The sequence below is a fragment of the Paraburkholderia sp. Clong3 genome, from assembly GCF_050436485.1.
Lineage (GTDB): Bacteria > Pseudomonadota > Gammaproteobacteria > Burkholderiales > Burkholderiaceae > Paraburkholderia > Paraburkholderia tuberum.
The window spans coordinates 1,514,584-1,533,407 of sequence record NZ_JBNDMH010000002.1; the positions used below are offsets into that span (position 1 = coordinate 1,514,584).

The window sequence follows — 18,824 nt, forward strand, 5'->3', positions numbered from 1 at the left end:
CATCATGGCCGACGCTCCCACCACGACCTCGCAGCAAAGCGCGGATGCAGCGCGCACCGGCCTGAGCGCCGCCGCGCTCCAACGCGGCGTGCTCGACAATCTGCTGTGCCTGCGGGGCCGCTATCCGGCGATCGCTTCCCCGCATGACTGGTACATGGCGCTCGCGTATAGCGTGCGCGACCGGCTGCTGGCCCGCTGGGCAACCTCCGTACAGACCTACGCCAGAAGCGATGTGCGGGTCGCCTGCTACCTGTCCGCCGAGTTCCTGATCGGCCCGCAACTCGGCAACAACCTCGTCAATCTCGGCATCGAGGCCAACGCACGCGAAGCGCTGCGCGCGCTCGGCGTCGACCTCGATATGCTGCTCGAACTCGAGGAAGAGCCGGGGCTCGGCAATGGCGGACTTGGCCGCCTCGCGGCCTGCTATCTGGATTCGCTCGCAAGTTTGGAAATACCGGCCATCGGCTATGGCATCCGCTACGAGTTCGGCATCTTCGACCAGCAGATTCGCGACGGCTGGCAGGTCGAAACCACCGACAAGTGGCTGCAAAAGGGCAATCCATGGGAGATCGTGCGCCCGGAGGTTGCGTACTACGTGGGGTTCGGCGGCAGCACCCACGACGAAACCGATGCACGCGGGCACCTGTGCGTGCGCTGGACACCCACACGGCAGGTCAAGGGCGTGGCTTGCGACACGCCGATGCCCGGCTATCACGTCAACACGTGCAACACCTTGCGGCTGTGGAAGAGCGAGGCGGTCGAGTCGTTCGACCTGCAGGACTTCAATGCCGGCGACTATTACGAGGCGGTCAACGAAAAGGTCATCTCCGAGACGCTGTCGAAGGTGCTGTATCCGAACGACGAGCCCGAGATCGGCAAGCGCCTGCGTCTCGCGCAGCAATACTTCTTCGTGTCGTGCTCGCTGCAGGACATGCTGCGCCTGCTCGAGATCAAGGGCGAACCGGTCGGACACTTCGCGCAGTTGTTCAACGTGCAGTTGAACGACACGCACCCGTCGATCGCCGTCGCCGAGCTGATGCGTCTGCTGGTGGACGACAGGCAGGTGCCGTGGGACGAGGCCTGGGACATCACGCGGCGCGCGCTCGCGTACACCAATCACACCCTGCTGCCCGAAGCGCTCGAAACCTGGGGGCTGCCGCTGATGCGCAACCTGCTGCCGCGCCTGCTCGAAATCATCTACGAGATCAACCGCCGCTTCCTCGACGAGGTCCGGCAGCGCTATCCGGGCGACGACGCGCGCATCGAACGCATGTCGCTGATCGACGAGCGCGGTGACAAGCTCGTGCGCATGGCGCATCTGGCGACGGTCGGCAGCCACGCGGTCAACGGCGTCGCCGAACTGCATTCCGGGCTGCTCAGGCAGACCGTGCTGCGGGACTTCGCCGAATTGTGGCCCGAGCGTTTTCACAACATCACGAACGGCGTCACGCCGCGCCGTTTCATGCTGCTTTGCAATCCGGCGCTCGCGCGGCTAATCGACGAGACCATCGGCGCCGGCTGGGTCACTGATCTCGCGCGACTGCGCAAGCTCGAAGCCTATGCCGACGACACCGCGTTTCAGCAGCATTGGCGTAGCGTGAAGCAGTCGAACAAGACCGTGCTCGCCGAGCATATCCGGGGCGTCACGGGCATCGGCGTCGACACCGCCGCGCTGTTCGACGTACAGGTCAAGCGCATCCACGAATACAAGCGGCAACATCTGAACGCGTTGCTGATCATCACGCTGTACCGGCGCCTGCTGCGTGATCCGCAGCTCGCGCTGACACCGCGCTGTTTCGTATTCGGCGGCAAGGCGGCGCCCGGCTACGCGACGGCCAAGCTGATCATCCGTTTGATCAACGGCATCGCCGAAGTCGTGAATGACGACCCTGTGGTGAACGGGCGGCTGAAAGTCGTGTTCTATCCGGACTTCAATGTGAAGAACGCGCACTTCATCTACCCTGCCGCCGACCTGTCCGAGCAGATTTCGACGGCCGGCAAGGAAGCATCGGGCACCGGCAACATGAAGTTCATGATGAACGGCGCGTTGACGATCGGCACGCTCGACGGCGCCAACGTCGAAATCCGCGAAGAGGTCGGCGACGAAAACTTCTTCCTGTTCGGCCTGAGCGCCGACGAAGTGGAACGTGTGAAGCGCGCGGGTTATCGCCCCGCGGACTATGTGAAGGACGACGCGGAACTGAGCGAAGTGCTGCAACTGATCGCCGACGGTCATTTCTCGCGAGGAGACCGCGAGATGTTCCGCCCGCTGATCGACAATCTGACGCACGCGGACCCGTTTCTCGTGCTCGCCGACTATGCCGCCTACGTGGCGCGTCAGGACGACGTGAGCGCCGCCTGGCAGGACACGCGGCGCTGGACCCGGATGTCGATCCTGAACACCGCGCGCTCGGGCAAGTTCTCTTCCGACCGCGCCATCGGCGAATACTGCGACAAGATCTGGAAGATCCGCCCGATGAGGATCACCCTTGATCAATGACCCTGAAACGGGATCGGTGCGTGCTCATGCGGTTCGCTCCGGGTCGCGGTTTCCCGTGGGCGCGTGGGCGGTGCCCGGCGGCATCAATTTCTGCATCTTCTGCCGTCACGCGACGCGCGTCGAGCTGTTGCTGTACGACGCGGCTGACAGCCCCGAGCCGTTCCAGATCATCACGCTCGCCGCCGGTTGCAACCGCACCTTCTACTACTGGCATGTGATGGTCGAAGCGCTGCCGTTCGGCACCTGCTACACGTGGCGGGTGGACGGTCCGCGCGATACGCGCGCTAGCGGCTACGCGTTCGACCCCGACCGCGAACTCCTCGACCCGTATGCCCGCGCGATTAGCGACGTGCTGTGGACGCGGCCTGCGCTCGGCCAGCCGAATCCCAACGGGCACAAAACCCACCGCGCGATCGTGACGGAACCCCTGCCCTCGTCCCCTGGGCGTATCTCGCGCGGACTCGACGACGCGATCATCTACGAGCTGCATGTCGGCGGCTTTACGCGTGATCCGTCGAGCGGCGTGCAGCATCCCGGTACCTTCGCCGGCCTGATCGAAAAGATTCCGTACCTGACGCAGCTCGGCGTGACCCACGTCGAGCTGCTGCCGGTGATGGCCTTCGACGAACAGGACGTTCCGCCCGCCACGGCGGCCCTCGGCCTGAGCAACTACTGGGGTTACAGCACGCATAGCTATTACAGCCCGCATCCTCGCTACTGCCGCGATCCCGCACGCGCGCCCCAGGAGTTTCGCGCGCTGACCGACGCCATGCACGCCGCGGGCCTCGCCGTGCTGCTCGACGTCGTGTTCAACCATACGGCCGAAGCGGGCGAGACGGGCCCCGTCATCAACTTCAAGGGCCTCGTCAACGATATCTTCTACCACCTCGACGCGGCCGACCGGCGCCGCTACCGGGACTACACCGGCTGCGGCAACACGATCAATTGCAACCATCCACTGGTGACGACGTTCATCGTGCGCTGCCTCGAATACTGGGTGGAAGAACTCGGCGTCGATGGCTTCCGGTTCGATCTGGCGAGTATCTTCGCGCGCGACCAGCGCGGCGAGCTGATGGTCGATCCGCCGCTGCCCTGGGCGATCGAGTCTTCGCGTGTGCTGTCGCGCGTGCCATTGATCGCGGAGGCGTGGGACGCCGCCGGCATGTATCAGGTCGGCGCCTTTCCCGGCATGGCATGGGCCGAGTGGAACGGCCGCTATCGGGACGTGATTCGCCGTTTCGTGCGCGGCGACCCGGGGCTCATCGGGGCGGTCGCGACCTGCATCGCGGGCAGCTCGGACCTCTATGCGGACGACGGCAGGCTGCCCAACAACAGCGTCAACTTCGTGACGTGCCACGACGGCTTCACGCTGATCGATCTCGTCAGCTACGAATCGAAGCACAACGAAGCCAACGGCGACGCGAATCGCGACGGCAGCTCCGACAACCTGTCGTGGAACTGTGGCGCCGAGGGCGGGACCGGCGACGCCGGGATTCTCGGTCTGCGACATCGCCAGGCGCGCAACGTGATGGCCATCCTGTTCCTGAGTCTGGGTGTGCCGATGATGCTCGCCGGCGACGAGGTGCTGCGCAGCCAGCGCGGCAACAACAACGCCTATTGTCAGGACAACACCCTCAGCTGGTTCGACTGGACACCCACTGAAGCCGGCTCGGCCATGTCGCGCTTCGTGCGCGAGCTGATCGAGCTGCGCAAGCGCCACGCAAGTTTGCGGCGGCGGTATTTCCTGACCGGCCGGCCCTCGCCGGGGCAGACTCGGCCGGATGCGGCATGGCACGGCGAGCGCCTGAACGAGCCGGGCTGGCACGATCCAGGCGCGCGGCTTCTCGCCGTCACGCTGGGCGGCGAAGCGCCTGGCGAGCCGGCACTGCACGCGGTGTTCAACATGGACGATTGCGCCCGCACGGTCCAGTTGCCCGCGCCCGACGGGCGGCACTGGCGGCGTATCGTCGATACCGCGCGCGACAGTCCGCAGGACATCGTGCAAGCGGCGCAACAGGGCGCTGTCGAAAGCGATCAGTCGCGCGTGGAGGCGCGCAGTGTCGTGGTTCTGGAAGAAGCGAGCTGAACCGACGCAAATAACCCGGGTTCTTGTCCTCTAATGTCGATGCTGTGGCGGATATGCCGTGCGCAGTTTCGATTTACTGGCGGGACAACCACCGGCAACGATCGCGGAGGGCATCATGAGAATTAGCGTAGACGGGCCGTCCGTCGTCTTTGCGATGGTTGCGGTCGTGGCCCATGGCAACGCATTCGCGAGGTCCGAAGCCTGCCATCCCACCTCCGAAAAGCAGATTTCCGCACTGTTCGATCGCTGGAACGACTCGCTGAAAACCGGCGACCCGCAGAAGGTCGTGGCGAACTACGCGCCGAACTCGATCCTGCTGCCGACCGTCTCGAACAAGCCGCGTTTGACCGCCGACGAAAAGCTCGACTATTTCAAACGCTTCCTCGAAAACAAACCGGTCGGCACGATCGACTTCCGCGACATCATGATCGAATGCAACACGGCGATCGACTCGGGGCTCTACACCTTCAAGTTCGCGGACGGCTCGGTCGTCAAGGCGCGCTATACGTTCACCTACGCGTGGAATGGACACAAGTGGCTGATTACCAGCCATCACTCGTCCAAAATGCCGGAAGGCAATTAGCCGATGTGGTTTAGAAAAAGTCAGGCTGGGACTTGAACCTCATTCACGAATGACCTGAATACGTCCAGCCTTGACTGCCGCATTCAATACCGTCCAGTCCGCCTCATTCTGTTCCGCGTAAGCGAGCGCGAATTGCACGACGGCTTCGTCGAATACCTCCGACTTGCCGACATATCCGCTGAGCAACGCAGGGTCGCCAGCTTTCGCCATCGAATGGGCCAGCGCGTGAGCGCAGGACACCGCGTATTCGCCGAGATCTTCGACGTCGAACGTGGTGAAGTCGAACGCACCCTTCATGTCGCGCAATTGCCGCACATAGAAGTCGTTGCCGGTGTGATGCATCTTCGACCAGCCGAGAAAAATGTCGCTGGCCGACTGCAGCAGACGCTGCCCGTTCACCACACGCTGGCCGTGATTGGCATAGCGGCTCGGCGCCAGATACCCCTCCAGCGCGGAAGCCCGTGCCTCCTTGAGTTGCAGGAACAGCGGGCACTCTCCGTCGGCCATGAAGAGCGCCTCGTAGCAACGCGTTCCCACCGACCCGATGCCCACGACGCGAATGGCGACATCCACCAGTTCATAGCGATCGAACAGTGCGCGCCTGTCATCGGGAAGCGTTAACCGGTAGTCGGCGAAGAAGCGCCGTACCAACGCCTGGTACTGTTTCTGGTCGTGCGGGTTCTCGAGCGGGACGTGGTACACGAGCGGCGGTGCGTCCTTGATGCGCAGCTTGCCGTTAACAAGCTCGGTTGCGCGAGTCATCACGGAACGTGACGACTGCTGCCTCGCCTTTTCGATAACCGCCAGTTCTTTCCTTCTCTCCTCCACCGAATCGGCAATCGCCAGCATGCTCGCCGCCTTGAACTGGCAATACCAGACGTCGAGCGTGTCCATGCCGCTCAATCCGGCGAGCCGTTGCCGAAAGGTCTCGCAGAGCCGGCGCGCCACGGCGCGCTGGTCGCGAATCGCAAAGCCGCGTTCGCGCGCGGCTATCACGAACGAGGCAGCGAGCCTGCGCACGTCCCAGTCAAACGGGCCCGGCAGGGTTTCGTCGAAGTCGTTGGGTCCGAAAAGAATGCGCCGTTCCGGACTCGCGAACAGCCCAAAATTGGCCAGATGCGCGTCGCCGCCCAGCTGCACGGTCACGTTGGAATGCGGCAGCTTCGACAGGTCGTGTGCCATCAGCGGCGCGGCACCCCGATAGAACGCGAACGGACTCGCGACCATCCGCCCGTAGCGGATCGGTATCAGCTCCGGCACCCGGCCCACGTTGGACGCATCGAGCAGAGCAACAGGATCGCGATCGTCGATCTTGCAGGTCCCCAGCTCCGCGCGCGGCGCCTTTTTGCGCGCCGCCTTGCCCTGCTCGACGCGCGCGGCCAGCGAGCCACGCCCCGCGAACAGCGTGGACGGATCTTCCTGGGCCGCCAGCGTCCTCGGATCAGCCTGATCCGTGGCGGGTTCCATGGACTTTGCAGCAGCGGAATCGGACACGCGTCACTCCTTTTTCGAATCGGGATCAAGGGGCCTCGTCATCTCACTTCACTTCACTTTGCTTCATCTCGGTTTGTCGGCGTCCGGTGCAGCCGCGGATGCGGGTGGCGACAGATCGCGTAGTGCGTCGATCGCCGCATCGACCGTCGCGAAGATCTCGCGATGCGCGCCACTCACCCGCAGGGCCTTATACCGCTCGAGTTCGTGCCGCACGCCAGACGGAACCGCGACCACGGCGATACCCAGGCCGCGCTGGTCGAGTTCCGCACCCAGCTGGAGCAACGTCTTGCCTGCCGTGTAGTCGATATTGTTGATCTCGGTTGCGTCGATCACGACCCAGCGCAACGGAACGCTCGCCTCGTTGACGAGTTTCAGCACTTCTTCCGTGAAGCGCCCCGTGTTCGCATAGAACAGATCCGCCTCGAACCGGTAGATGACGATGCCGGGTGCCGCGAGCAGATTCGGCTCGACGTGATGGGGGATCCAGTGGCCGGTGGGGCCACGCGTCAACACGCGCGTGCGCAGGCGATAGCTATGCCGCGCATGCGCGATCAGTGACAGCACGACGGCGGCGAGAATACCGTGCATCACATCGACGAACACGACCACACCCGCCGCGAGCAACGCAACGACGAATTCGTCCTTCTGCATGCGAAACAGTTCGACCATCCCCTTCACGTCGATCAGCTTCACACCGATCATGAAGACGATAGCCGACAGCACGGCGGCCGGCATCAGGCTGAGCGGCCTGGTGAGGAACAGCAGCACCAGCAGCACGATCACGGCCGTGGTGAGGTGGGCGACCTGGGTGCGCCCTCCCGCGTCGTCGATGATCTCGGTCTTGGTCGGACTGCCGTTCACGACGAAGGTGCCGGTAAACGCTGCGGCTGCGTTCGCCGCCGCGAGTCCGATGATATCGGCATTGTCGTCGCCCTTCTCGTTGTTGCGGGTGGCGTAGGCACGCGCCGTCGCCGCGCTCTGCGCGATGATGACGATGAAGCACGAGGCCGCCGTCGCCAGCACCTGGTTGACCCCGCTCATGTGCAACGGCGGCATGAACAGCGACGGCAGTCCGCCGGGCACTTCGCCCGTCACCGCGATGCCATGTCCGGCGAAATTGAACGCCCCGCTCGCCACGATGGAGCCGATCACGGCGATCAGCGCACCCGGCGCGCGCGGCGCGAGACGCTTGCACCCGATGATCACCGCGAGTACGGCAAGTGAAAGGAGCGTGGTCGGATAGTTCGCCTCGGCGACACGTTGAACCACGCTCACCAATTGCATGACGGGGCCGTGCCCCTGCTTCGCGAGCCCGATCAGCCCGGCGAGTTCCCCCGCCGCGACCTGCACGCCTACCCCCGTCAGGAAGCCGATCAGTGCGCTACGGGAAAGAAAGTCGGCCAGAAAACCGAGCCGAAAGATACGCGCGATCACCAGCATCACAGCGACCGTCAGGGCCACCGTGCTCGTAAGGCCGATGTATTCCTTGCTGCCCAACGCAGCCACGGTCGTCAGCGTACCGGCAAGAATGGCGGCCGTCGCGGAGTCCGCCGCGACTACCAGTTGACGCGAAGCACCCAGAAGCGCAAACGCCACCAGCGGCAACAGGATCGTATAAAGACCCGTGACGGTGGGCGTGCCGGATATCTTCGTGTATCCCATCACTTCGGGAATGCCGAGTGCCGCCAGCGTGAGCCCGGCGATGATGTCGTGCGGCAGTTGAGCGGAATTGAAGGGCAAAAGCCCCTGCAGAAAGGGCGAATGTTGCAGACGGGAGCGCGTGGAAGCCGCTGGTTTCATCTGTCCACCTCCGCTCGGGTCGTGAGCTTGCCAATGGAGGTATTGGACCGGCCAAGGATGACCAGCCCAGTGGCGGCGCTGCCCGGCAGCAGGACGAGAAGCCTGATCGTATGGCGCACGCGGCGGCGCCATTCCCGAATACGGACGCCCCCACGGCGAGGCGCCTCCAAACGGAAGATCCACATGGTTACCTCGGATAGTCGAACTGATCGAGACAACAGCGAATCCAAAGCCAGACAGACACGCTCCCCCTTTTCGCGCCGGTAGTCAATAGTCGGGAGCCCCATCGAAAAGGCCGTTGAAGCCGGCACGCGCGCGCCGCACGGCATCGCTGACGGCCACGACGGCTTCATCCTGCTATCCCGTCCTTTCCGCCCGATGCGCGGCCTCCTGCACACCTCGTACAGCCGCGGCCACGATCAAGCCGGTGAATACCACGCCGATCAGCCCGAGGCATGCGGCGTCGATCCGGCCGAACGCCGAAGTGGGCACGACATCGCCGTACCCGATGGTGAGCGCCGTGATCGCGCAGAAGTACACGGTTTCACCCAGCGGCGACGGTGTCCGGTTCGCTGTCTCGACGGGCGCGCCCCAGTAGTACATGCCAAACGTCAGCAGGACGAACAGTAGAAGCAGGCCGATCAGAATCGCTCTCAGAAACCACAGGGTTATCGCCATTTCCTTCAGGATCTCGCCGGCCCGAGGACGGACCGCGCCATCGCCTGTCGCATTTCCCATTGCACGCTCCTGTTGCGATCATCGGGTCGGCTTTGCAGCATGCCGCCCCGCCTCACTCCGCACGGCGGTGCTGCTCGAAAAGCAGAAGCATCAAATACGCATAGGCCGTTACGGCCAGAAAGAGCCCCATTCGCACGGCAAACGCGGTGTAGACATCCTTGCCCGCCACGCTGTCCTGCACCGATTGCCCGAGCAGAATGATCATCGTCACGAGACTGTTCAGCCAGAAGCCCGGCGAACAACGCGTGGGTTGCAGGCCGTACAGCTTGCGTCCCACCAGCAGGCCGAACAACAGCATCCACAGAAAGAACATCCACAAATGCACGAACAGCCTCAGCGCAAACCAGAACGCGATGGCGAGCAGACCGCCGAGCAGCGTCGAGCCGATCAGATCGCGTGCGGCGCCGCGGGCCGAGGTCGTGCAGGTTTGTCTGCCGAGGCTGACGGACTTCATGATGATCGGCATGTAGTTCGCCGGGTCGGTCATCGCGAGCAGATAGGCCGGCATGACGACGAGCGCGGCACGCAGCGCGATATAGGCCGCCTCGTCTTCCGCCATCGCTGCCGCGGCGGGCTGTTCTCGCGCGCCCATGCTTTCAGGAAACAATCTGTGCGCCAGCGTCGACGCCAGCACGGCAAGCAGAAGTCCCTTCGCCAGCGCGCCGACGACCGTCAGGGCCAGTTCGAAGTCGGCCGTGCCCGCGGCGGAAATCATCGTCAGTCCCGCGACCAGAAAAGTCGCGACGAGATTGTTGCCGCCACGCAGCCCGTAACGAAACGCGAAGAACAGCATGAGGCCGACGATCATGATGCCGGCCAACGCATAGTGACGAAGCAACGGAACGAGGAGCAGGCCGCTGCCGGTGGTCGACGCCACGACCAGCGAAAGAATCACGCCGGCCTTCAACGATAGCGGGCGATTCTGCGTGGCCAGCAGAAAAACCGTGAATACCGGCGCGACGACGGGTATCGGGAAATCGAGTCCAAAGCTGACGGCAAGCGCGATCGCCGTTCCGATGGCCACACGTATCGCGCGATAACCGAGGCGCTGGGTCGCGGGCTGCATGGGCTTCTCAATAGACGTAGGAGAGCCAGCTCATCAGCCGGATGAACGCGTGTCCCAGCGGATTGAGCGGATTGCCCTGGGTCGGAAAGGCCATCACTTCGGCCTGCCCGCCCACCCGCAGATCGCGCAGACGCGCGCGCTCGCTGTCGTCGAATTCGACGATTACCGGGAAACGCTGCGCGGGACGCAGCCAGTCGCGGCTATTCTGCACGGTGGGCAGGCTGCCCGCCGGCGTGCTCTGCCCCACGCTCACGCCATAGCCGACGCTGCGAACCCGCCCGCCGAATACTTCGCCGGGCAGCACGTCCAATGCGATCTCGACGCGCGTGCCGGGTTTGAGATGGCCCAGATTGTTCTCCGTCATGTCGGCGCTGACCCACACGTCGCGGATCGCGATCAGCGTCATGACCGGATTGCCCGCCGCGGCGAACTGACCGACTTCCGTGCGCAGATCCGTCACGACGCCGCTCGAGCGGGCTCTGATCCGCGTGTTGGCGAGATCGAGTTCGGCCTTCTCCAGCGCGCCAGCGGCGCTGCGCAACTGCGCATTCTCCGCCTCGCTTCCGCCCTGCTGCTCCCGCGCCCGCTCGACTTCGGCACGGGCCCCGTCGACCTGGCTTAGCGCCTGTTGATGCGTGGCCCGCGCGACCTCGAGGCGTCGCAGGGAGACGGTGCCCTCGTCTTCACGATAGAGCCGCTCGAGACGGTCGCTGTCCTGGCGCGCCTTGACCTCGTTCGCGATGGCGGCCCGCAACGCCGCGAGTGCCGACTCGATACCGGCCGTGCTGGCACCGACCTGCCGGCGCGTGGACTCCAGATCGGCGCGCGCGCGGTCAGCGGCAATGCGGTAGGGCTCGCTATCGACTTCGAACAGCACGTCCCCCGCGTTGACATCCTGGTTGTTGTGGACGAACACCCGCGTCACGCGTCCCGACACCTCGGCGGCGACGGGCACGACATAGGCCTGAATCCGCGCCTGCTGCGTATACGGCGTGAAACGGTCGGCGAGCAGATACCAGATCAGGCTCAGCACGATCAGACAGACGACCCATTTGACCGCCCTGCCCGAAGGGTCGGCGGCAGGCGTCGACGACTTCGGCGGGGCCGCGGTTCGAGGCTCGCGGGTATCCTGGGTATCGCTCATCGTGACGCCCCTTCGGCTTGCCCCGGCGTACCGGAAGACGGCGCCGTTTGGTCGAGCAGGTCGCCCCAATCGGTGCGTTGCCGCATCTGCGCGCGCGTCGCCGCGTCGACGAGCGGCTGTTCGGTTTCCCAGCCGCCTCCGAGCGCCTTGTAAAGCGCGATCACACTGCCGAGCGCATTGCTGCGATTGACCACGTACGCGTCCTGCTGCGCGAACAGCGCGCGCTGCGCATCGAGGACCCGCTGGAAGTCCGAATACCCTTCCCGATAGATCGTATTGGCGAGCGTCAGCGAGCGCCGCGCCGCGCCCTGCGCATCATTCAGAATGGTGTCGCGCTGCAAGGCGGCGAGCAGCGCCGTCGCGGCGTCGTCGGCCTCGCGCGCCGCCTCGCGCACCGTGTTCTGATAAGCGAGCGTCAACTCTTGCAGCCGTGCGTCCTGGACGCGCACGTTGTTCGTGATCCTGCCGTAATCGAACACGTTCCACGTCACGCTCGGGCCCGCGGCAAAGAGCAGTGTGCTCGGTGCGCCCGCGAGCGAACTGGCGGTCCACGTCAGCGTGCCGAGCAACGATACCGACGGGTACAGATCCGCTTGTGCCACGCCGATGAGCGCCGACTGCGAAGCCATCTGATACTCGGCCGCGCGAACGTCAGGGCGGCGCAACAGCAGATCGGCCGGCACGTCCTGCAGCACCGCATGATCCACCAGCGGCACCACGCCTTCCTTGCCCGACTGCACGTCGAGTTCCGGCAGCGGACCCGGCGCTCGCCCGATCAGCACCGACAGCGCATGACGCGCAAGCACGATCTGGCTTTCGAGATCGGGGATGCTGCTCAGCGTCCCGAGGTACTGCGTCTTCGCCTGCTGGAAGTCGAGTTCGTCGGATTCGCCAGCCTTGAAGAGCTTTTGAGCGATGTCGTAGCTGCGTTTTTGCAACTGGGCGTTCTCGCGAGCGATACGTAGCCGCGCCTGCGCGACCCGCAGTGTGAAATACGTATCCGCGACCTGCGCGTGCAACAGAACCAGCGCATCGTCGCGGTTGGCTTGCGCGGCGAAGAACCCGGCGTCGGCCGATTCGATCGCGCGGCTGAAACGCCCCCAGAAATCGAGTTCCCAGCCGATGCTGAAGCCCGCGCCGTACTGCACGAAGGCGCCCGAGCGCGGATTGGAACCATCCGAGCGCTTGCGCGCCGAAGCCAGTACATCGGCACTCGCCTGCTGCACCTGCGGATAGCGTCCCGCGAGCGCGATGCCGAGTTGCGCGCGCGCCTCGAGCACGCGCAGTCCGGCGATCTTCAGGTCGCCGTTGTGCGCGTCGGCTTCGGCGATCAGACGTTCGAGATTCCTATCGTCGAAGATCAGCCACCACTGGCGCACATCGGGCTGTGCACCCTGTTGCGTGACCCGCGTGATCGATTCGCTACTCCAGTGCTCGCTCCACGCTTCATGCTGCGGCTTGAAGTCCGGGCCCACCCGCATGCATCCGCTCAGGCCAACCGCCGCCCCGAAAAGCACTGCGATCCCGTACGGACGCATCAACGGTGACACGGAGCCATCCTCGAGCTTCAGGTCTGCTTCTGTTCGTGGGTCTGCGTGGGTTGCGCGGGTTGCCTGGGTTGAGGCTGGTCTCGGACCCAGCGCCAGAACAGCTGATAACCGACGGCCAGCATCACGGGCCCAACGAATAGCCCGATGACGCCTCCCGTCACCATGCCGCCGAGCGCTCCGATCAGCACGACGGGCATCGGCACCGCGACGCCACGGCCCAGCATCAATGGCTTGAGCACGTTGTCGGCGAGGCCCGCGACGAACACGTAAACCGAGAAGATGATGTTTGCGGTGTTCACGCCGTCCGTGACGATCACGAAGGCGATCACCGGAATGGTGATCAGCGTGGCCGGCAATTGCATGATGCCGAGCAGCAGCACGGCCAGCGCGAGCAACCCCGCGCCGGGTATCCCCTTCACGACGAAGCCGATGCCGATCAGCAGCATCTGGATAAACGCGATGCCCACTACCCCCTGGGCCACCGCACGAATCGTCGCCGTGCACAAGTCGGCGATCTGAGCGCCGTTCTCGGGGCCCGAGATGCGCGAGGCGATCTGCACCGCGCTGTGATAGCCCTTCTCACCGTGGGCCATCAGGATTCCTGCGACGATCAGCGCGACGAAAAATATCACCAGGCCGGCACCGAGACCCGTCACCGTTGCAAGCACAGCGAGCCCGGCCTCCTTCAGCTGCGGGGCGAATTTATGCGCAAGACCGGTCAGGTCCGTCGATGCCTGTTGCCAGAAGTCGTACACACGCTGGCCGACCAGCGGCCAACTCGCCACCGACTCCGCGGGAGGCGGAATCCGGAAGGTACCGCTCCTGGCAATGGCGATCGATTTCTCGACCGAATCGGCTACCGCGAGACCCAGCGCATACGTTGGCACCAGAATCACGACAAGCGCGACAAGGACGATCAGCGTCGCGATCAGGCCATCCTTGCCGCCGAGCATGGAGCGAAGCAGGACCTGCAGCGGATAGAGCGTGATCGCAAGAATCACCGACCAGGCCATCAGGTTAAGAAACGGCGCGAAGATCCGAAAACAGAATACGGCCAGGACCGCGACGAGTCCGGCGCGGATCAGGACGTCGAGCATCTCTCGGGACGGAGTCCGTTGCGGAATCGGTGTGAGCAGCATAAGTTGTTCTCCCGCCAGGTCGCGTCGCGGTTCGGCGGCGACACCGTGATAGGCCTGCAATCGCGAAAACTCAAACCCACTGGAACGTTCTTGACGCCAATACCAAGGCCTGCCTGCAATTCCGGCATTTTAAGAAGAGAATCGCGCCGGCTTTGTCGTCGACAGAACGCGGCGTTTCACTACTATTGAACCCGCGCCTGAAATATTCAATTGGACTTTGGTCTCATAGACCTCGAGCCGTCCGGAGCTCAGCCCGCCGCCGACGATCATGGAGAAAACCGTGAGATTGATGGCCATCGTCGCCCTTCTTCTGGCCATGACGCCTGGCGCGCCTGCCCTCGCCGCCGGGGTCGGCTTTCAGAAGGTCGACATACCGAATGGCGCCGAGCCGCCGCTCACTGCCGGAATCTGGTATCCCACCGATGCGCCGGCCACGCCGCACGCCTTGGGCGACGTCACCCAGACCGTCGCGGCCGACGCGCCGATCGCAGGCCATCACCTGCCGCTGATCGTGCTGTCGCACGGCGGCGGCGGATGGTACGGCGCCCATTACGACACGGCTCTCGCGCTGGCTCGCGCGGGCTTCGTCGCGGCGGCGGTCAGCCACGCCGGCGACACTTTCGATGACCAGAGCCGCGTGCTGCAACTCTGGCGCCGGCCCGCGCAGCTTCATCGGCTGGTGGACTACATGCTCGACGACTGGCGTGGGCGCGAGCGGCTCGACGCGAACCGCGTCGGCGCATTCGGCTTTTCCAACGGTGGCTTCACCGTGCTCGTGGCCGCGGGCGGCGTCCCGGATCTTTCGAAAATCGCCCCGTTTTGCGAAGTTCACCCGGATCATGACCTCTGCGAAGCGTTGCGGCATGCGGGCGTCGACGTTCGTTTCGGCGCGAATGTTCCCACCGGCGTATGGGTCCACGATGCGCGCATCAAGGCCGTCGTCATCGCGGCGCCTTCGTTCGGCTTCGCGTTCGGCCGCGCGGGCTTGAGCGGCGTGCGCGCCCCGCTCCAGCTGTGGAGCGCCGCCGACGATCGTCATCAGCCGCATCCCTGGTACGACGAGCCGGTGCGGGACGACCTGCCCCGCGCTCCCGACTATCGCGTGGCGGCCAACGCCGGCCATTACGACTTTCTGCCGCCTTGCGATGCGCGTCTTGCGCGGCTGCGCCCGGAGATCTGCGACAGCGCGCCGGGCTTCGATCGGGCGGCGTTCCATCAGCGATTCGACGCCGCTGTGGTGCGATCTTTCGAGTCGATGTTGCGATAGGAAAGAGACTCACCCGAATTCGTCGTGTTGCGGCAATTGGTCAGTGATCGAATACCACGGTGCCTTTGAACCCACGAAAATGTGGGCAGTGGGAGACATGGCGGGCGAGTCCGTGAGTGTTCCCAACGTGACGTGAACGTATTGCCCCTGACGAACCACTGAGAACATCAGGCTTCCGCATATTTTGCAGCGCACATCATGCGACGCTCGTTGATCGCCGAAAATCAACAGGCTGTCTTCGCCCCGAGTGATGCGCAGCTTGTCGCGCTCGATTCCCGCGAAGGGTTTGAACGCCGAGCCGGTCGCGCGCCGGCAGCTTGAACAGTGGCAGTTCAACGCATAGACGAATTCGTCCTTCACCGAGTAATGGACGGCACCGCAAAGGCATCGGCCGGCAAGCAATGGTTTCATGGCTGCCTTTAAACAGAAGGTAGGTCGCAAATTGGAAAGTCACGCAGCCGTGATTATTCGCGAGCCGACGCGCGATGTCGAACCGCCAGACCGCTAGCGCCTGAAAATTACCTGCGCCGTGCCGACCTCGATCGGAGAGGAGGTGTGCTGGTGGACAATTTTCCATCCGTCGGCCTGCTGCCCCAGCGTCATGGTCAGGCGATTGTCCATGGAGCGCAGTTCCGATCCGTCGGCGTCGACGGCTTTATATGTCGCGAAGGCGTGAACGACGGCGAGGTCCGCGGCGACGATCGTTTGCGCCGCGCTGAAATCGACTATCACACGTTCCGTACCCAGCGAACCGAACCAGCCCTCCACCATGGCGCGCCACGATGCGATGCCGTTGTACGACCATGTCCCCCACATGTCGAAGACCAGCGCATCGCGGTCGTATAGCGCAACGAACGCGTCCACGTCTTTTGCCAATACCGCGGCTTTGTAGCCCTCCAGGACTTGCAGGATCGGATTGTCGAGTCGGTTCACAGTGTGCTCCCAGGTCGGATGACGATGGCGGCCAGACTTGGCGCAAAACGGCAGATCCAAGGTTCCTGGCCATTTGTCTTACCAGGTAACGACGATCGACGCACCATCGGATCGACATCCCCCCGAAAAAACCTTCAACACGATATTGCGTTGCATTGATCAGATCCCCGCCCGCTGCGCGGATCACTGGGCGATCTGCTGACGTTGATACTCGTCGTGCTTCATTTGCATATAGTCGGCGCGGCTGACCTCGTGCAATTGCCGCGGATACTGCTCGGTCGCATCGAACCAGTCAGCGAGGCGTTTGTCGAGGCGGGCGTTGGGCGGGCTGGAAAGCGCGCCAAGATAGGCATCGATGGCGAGGTAGTAGCGCATCGTATTGCGTTCGACCAGGCCGCGCACGCCGCCGATGTATTGCGGCTCGCTCGTCGACGAATCGGGCGTAGCGGAAAAGCCGACCTTGTCGCTGCCGATCGTCGCCAGGTAGGTTTTCATGGCAATCCGTCCCGCCGTGCCATATCCGTACGCGTAGGTCAGGTGAATAAAGGTGCGGTTATCGCCCACCGGTATCGCTTCCAGCACGATACGGTAATCTTTCGTGCTCAGCGGACCCCTGGCGGCAGTGAGCTCGACGCGAAAATAATCAGGGGTGCTCGCTGCCGCACGAAAGTCGAATTGCACGCGGTACGACGACGAAAGCGATTCCCTGGTTTTCTTGCCGATGTTCACGGTGAGGATCGTACCGCTGTCGCTGGTCGACGCGTGGCAGTATTTGGTGTTCAGATGCAGGATCAGCACGTCGCACCAGTTGGCCGGGCCCTGAGTCGGGTCGTTGAGCGCGCCGCTGACCACCGCGAAAGGATAGTTGAGCAGCCCGTAAATATCGCCCTTGAGCGCCGACGGCAACTCCTGCGATTCGAGGTACAGCGGTCGCTGAAACTGGTTGTGCGCGAGTTGCTGCGTCAGACTTTGATATTTCGCGTGCAGGCGAGCCGCGCCGTCGTCCGCTTGCGCGACGACGCTCTGGCATAAGAAACAGAACACCGTCGTGATCAGGACAATCCACCACGGTCGCGTCCGCCGATTACCCGCCAGGTATGTGGCAAGCCCGCTCATGGCCCTCCTCCTACTTTGGCTCAGGTCGTGGCGCAACGCAGGCGGATCCGATCCTGGCGCCCTCGTGGTTCCCGCATATCGGCGACGTCACACGGCCATGCGCAAATACAGGCCGCGGAAGCCGGACCCTCATCGCTCGCCCGGCTCCCATTCCGGGCTGTAACCTCCAAGCGCCGGGTGATACATCTCATCGCCGGAGTGCTGAGTGAACTCAACGTTGAGTCGGTCCTCGCGCAAGCCAAGAATTTCGATGCACAGCGCGCAAAGCGCTTTGGCCACCTCCATGCGCGACTCGGGCGGCCGCCCCCTTCTGATATCGAGCATCATCAACGCGACGGGCACCGGTTCTCCGCTCTCCTGCGCAATGCGCCAGACGCTACCGGGACCGAGTTCGCGTATGGCTACGCTGATTCGCCTGACGTCCACCGACATCATCCGGGCATAGGTCTCACTCATTTTCGCCGCGAGCAGTCTTTTACTCTCGACAGAGTAGTGATCGTTTACATCAAGCTGTAGATAAGGCATTGCGTCGATCTCCGGGGAAAGCGTTTCGCACGCGCCAACTATATGCCGAAAAGCAGTTGCGTACGGTCGTGAACCCGCCCAATGCCAACGGCGGGATCTTCAAGCCGAACCGGATGTGGGCGATTGCTTCCCGAGCGACCTGAGCGCCGAAAGGATCGAGCAGATACCTTCGCACCGACCGGCTTCGAACGCCTGGCCGGGCGACAGCCACTGACGACGGCAATCATCGACCCGTGGCATCGGGCTTCCGGACAATGCATCGGAAGCCCGCGTCAAGTCTCAGACAGTCGGAGTGGGATTGCCTGCGCATACCGCGCAGACCGATGCGGTGAAGTTCGTCAACGCATCTGCCCGTCAATTTGCTTGCGCAGACGATTTTCCTCGTCTTGAAGCTCGGGCGTAAAAGCTTCGCCAAAGTCCGCAGGCTCAAAGAACGGGCGAATCTCGATCTCTGAATCACTGACCATCGGATTCGGGCAGCGCTTTACCCATTCGATCGCTTCGTCCATCGATTGAACCTGCCAGAGCCAGTACCCGGCGATCAATTCCTTGGTTTCCGCAAACGGGCCGTCAATGACGGTGCGGTCCTTCCCTGAGAACCTCACGCGAGCGCCGGCCGAACTCGGCTTCAACCCGTCGCCGCCCTGCATGATGCCGGCCTTGACCAGTTGCTCGTTGTACTGCCCCATCGCCGTGAGGAGTTCCGTACTCGGCATTTGCCCGGCTTCCGATTCGGGGGTTGCCTTGATCATGACCATAACGCGCATTTGGGTTTTCCCTTTGAAGACGAAAGTGTCTGGAGGCAACGGCGCCTCCAGTGACTACGACGAATGATCATAGGAGAAATCGACACGCGCAAGACACGATTGCGCGATTTTTCAGA

At 63.6% G+C, this 18,824-nt stretch carries 17 protein-coding genes; 4 read left to right on the plus strand and 13 right to left on the minus strand.

Annotation, left to right across the window (positions count from 1 at the left end):
* Nucleotides 1–4: 4 nt before the first annotated feature.
* From OKW30_RS11250 to OKW30_RS11260, 3 genes are all read left to right on the plus strand, one after another.
* On the plus strand, nucleotides 5–2,500 hold the full coding sequence (locus OKW30_RS11250) for a glycogen/starch/alpha-glucan phosphorylase (protein WP_429346721.1): 2,496 nt from the start codon (nucleotides 5–7) through the stop codon (nucleotides 2,498–2,500).
* Complete coding sequence (glgX, locus tag OKW30_RS11255; RefSeq protein ID WP_429346722.1) at nucleotides 2,490–4,586, plus strand: glycogen debranching protein GlgX; 2,097 nt, start codon at nucleotides 2,490–2,492, stop codon at nucleotides 4,584–4,586. The genes OKW30_RS11250 and glgX overlap by 11 nt, the downstream gene beginning before the upstream one ends.
* A 115-nt stretch (nucleotides 4,587–4,701) precedes the next feature.
* Complete coding sequence (locus tag OKW30_RS11260) at nucleotides 4,702–5,169, plus strand: nuclear transport factor 2 family protein (RefSeq protein ID WP_184071311.1); 468 nt, start codon at nucleotides 4,702–4,704, stop codon at nucleotides 5,167–5,169.
* Between the two features lie 39 nt (nucleotides 5,170–5,208).
* Here the strand turns inward: OKW30_RS11260 and OKW30_RS11265 are convergent, their stop codons facing one another.
* The 8 genes from OKW30_RS11265 to OKW30_RS11300 all read right to left on the minus strand — a co-directional run bounded on the left by OKW30_RS11265 (nucleotide 5,209) and on the right by OKW30_RS11300 (nucleotide 14,397).
* The gene (locus OKW30_RS11265; protein WP_429346723.1) at nucleotides 5,209–6,663 is read right to left on the minus strand and encodes a DUF2252 domain-containing protein; all 1,455 of its coding nucleotides are present in this window, start codon (nucleotides 6,661–6,663) and stop codon (nucleotides 5,209–5,211) included.
* Between the two features lie 63 nt (nucleotides 6,664–6,726).
* On the minus strand, nucleotides 6,727–8,463 hold the full coding sequence (locus tag OKW30_RS11270; RefSeq protein ID WP_184071307.1) for a SulP family inorganic anion transporter: 1,737 nt from the start codon (nucleotides 8,461–8,463) through the stop codon (nucleotides 6,727–6,729).
* A 357-nt stretch (nucleotides 8,464–8,820) separates the two neighbouring features.
* Complete coding sequence (locus tag OKW30_RS11275; protein WP_184029705.1) at nucleotides 8,821–9,201, minus strand: potassium channel family protein; 381 nt, start codon at nucleotides 9,199–9,201, stop codon at nucleotides 8,821–8,823.
* 52 nt (nucleotides 9,202–9,253) lie between these two features.
* A complete protein-coding gene (locus OKW30_RS11280) occupies nucleotides 9,254–10,267 on the minus strand; it encodes a DUF2955 domain-containing protein (protein ID WP_184071303.1) in 1,014 nt (337 codons plus the stop codon).
* A 7-nt stretch (nucleotides 10,268–10,274) separates the two neighbouring features.
* Entirely contained in the window at nucleotides 10,275–11,411 is a 1,137-nt protein-coding gene (locus OKW30_RS11285; protein ID WP_184071301.1) for an HlyD family secretion protein, read from the minus strand.
* On the minus strand, nucleotides 11,408–12,949 hold the full coding sequence (locus OKW30_RS11290; RefSeq protein ID WP_429347743.1) for a TolC family protein: 1,542 nt from the start codon (nucleotides 12,947–12,949) through the stop codon (nucleotides 11,408–11,410). Before OKW30_RS11290 ends, OKW30_RS11285 begins: the two co-directional genes overlap by 4 nt.
* Nucleotides 12,950–12,978: 29 nt before the next feature.
* Nucleotides 12,979–14,100 carry an AI-2E family transporter gene (locus tag OKW30_RS11295; protein ID WP_429346724.1) on the minus strand — a complete coding sequence of 374 codons (1,122 nt, stop codon included), beginning with the start codon at nucleotides 14,098–14,100 and terminating at the stop codon, nucleotides 12,979–12,981.
* 129 nt (nucleotides 14,101–14,229) lie between these two features.
* On the minus strand, nucleotides 14,230–14,397 hold the full coding sequence (locus OKW30_RS11300; RefSeq protein ID WP_184071345.1) for a hypothetical protein: 168 nt from the start codon (nucleotides 14,395–14,397) through the stop codon (nucleotides 14,230–14,232).
* Here OKW30_RS11300 and OKW30_RS11305 point away from each other — a divergent pair.
* The gene (locus OKW30_RS11305; protein WP_429346725.1) at nucleotides 14,390–15,367 is read left to right on the plus strand and encodes an alpha/beta hydrolase family protein; all 978 of its coding nucleotides are present in this window, start codon (nucleotides 14,390–14,392) and stop codon (nucleotides 15,365–15,367) included. The genes OKW30_RS11300 and OKW30_RS11305 overlap by 8 nt on opposite strands.
* Nucleotides 15,368–15,376: 9 nt before the next feature.
* Here OKW30_RS11305 and OKW30_RS11310 read toward each other — a convergent pair whose 3' ends face one another.
* From OKW30_RS11310 to OKW30_RS11330, 5 genes are all read right to left on the minus strand, one after another.
* On the minus strand, nucleotides 15,377–15,778 hold the full coding sequence (locus tag OKW30_RS11310; protein WP_429346726.1) for a GFA family protein: 402 nt from the start codon (nucleotides 15,776–15,778) through the stop codon (nucleotides 15,377–15,379).
* A 93-nt stretch (nucleotides 15,779–15,871) separates the two neighbouring features.
* Nucleotides 15,872–16,300, minus strand: a complete 429-nt coding sequence (locus tag OKW30_RS11315) for a YybH family protein (protein ID WP_429346727.1) — start codon at nucleotides 16,298–16,300, stop codon at nucleotides 15,872–15,874.
* Between the two features lie 183 nt (nucleotides 16,301–16,483).
* Nucleotides 16,484–17,416: a hypothetical protein gene (locus tag OKW30_RS11320; protein ID WP_184071291.1), complete on the minus strand. Its 933-nt coding sequence runs from the start codon at nucleotides 17,414–17,416 to the stop codon at nucleotides 16,484–16,486.
* A gap of 129 nt (nucleotides 17,417–17,545) precedes the next feature.
* Nucleotides 17,546–17,941: a tautomerase family protein gene (locus tag OKW30_RS11325; RefSeq protein WP_184071289.1), complete on the minus strand. Its 396-nt coding sequence runs from the start codon at nucleotides 17,939–17,941 to the stop codon at nucleotides 17,546–17,548.
* Nucleotides 17,942–18,279: 338 nt separating this feature from the next.
* Nucleotides 18,280–18,708, minus strand: a complete 429-nt coding sequence (locus tag OKW30_RS11330) for a YciI family protein (protein WP_184071339.1) — start codon at nucleotides 18,706–18,708, stop codon at nucleotides 18,280–18,282.
* Nucleotides 18,709–18,824 lie beyond the last annotated feature (116 nt).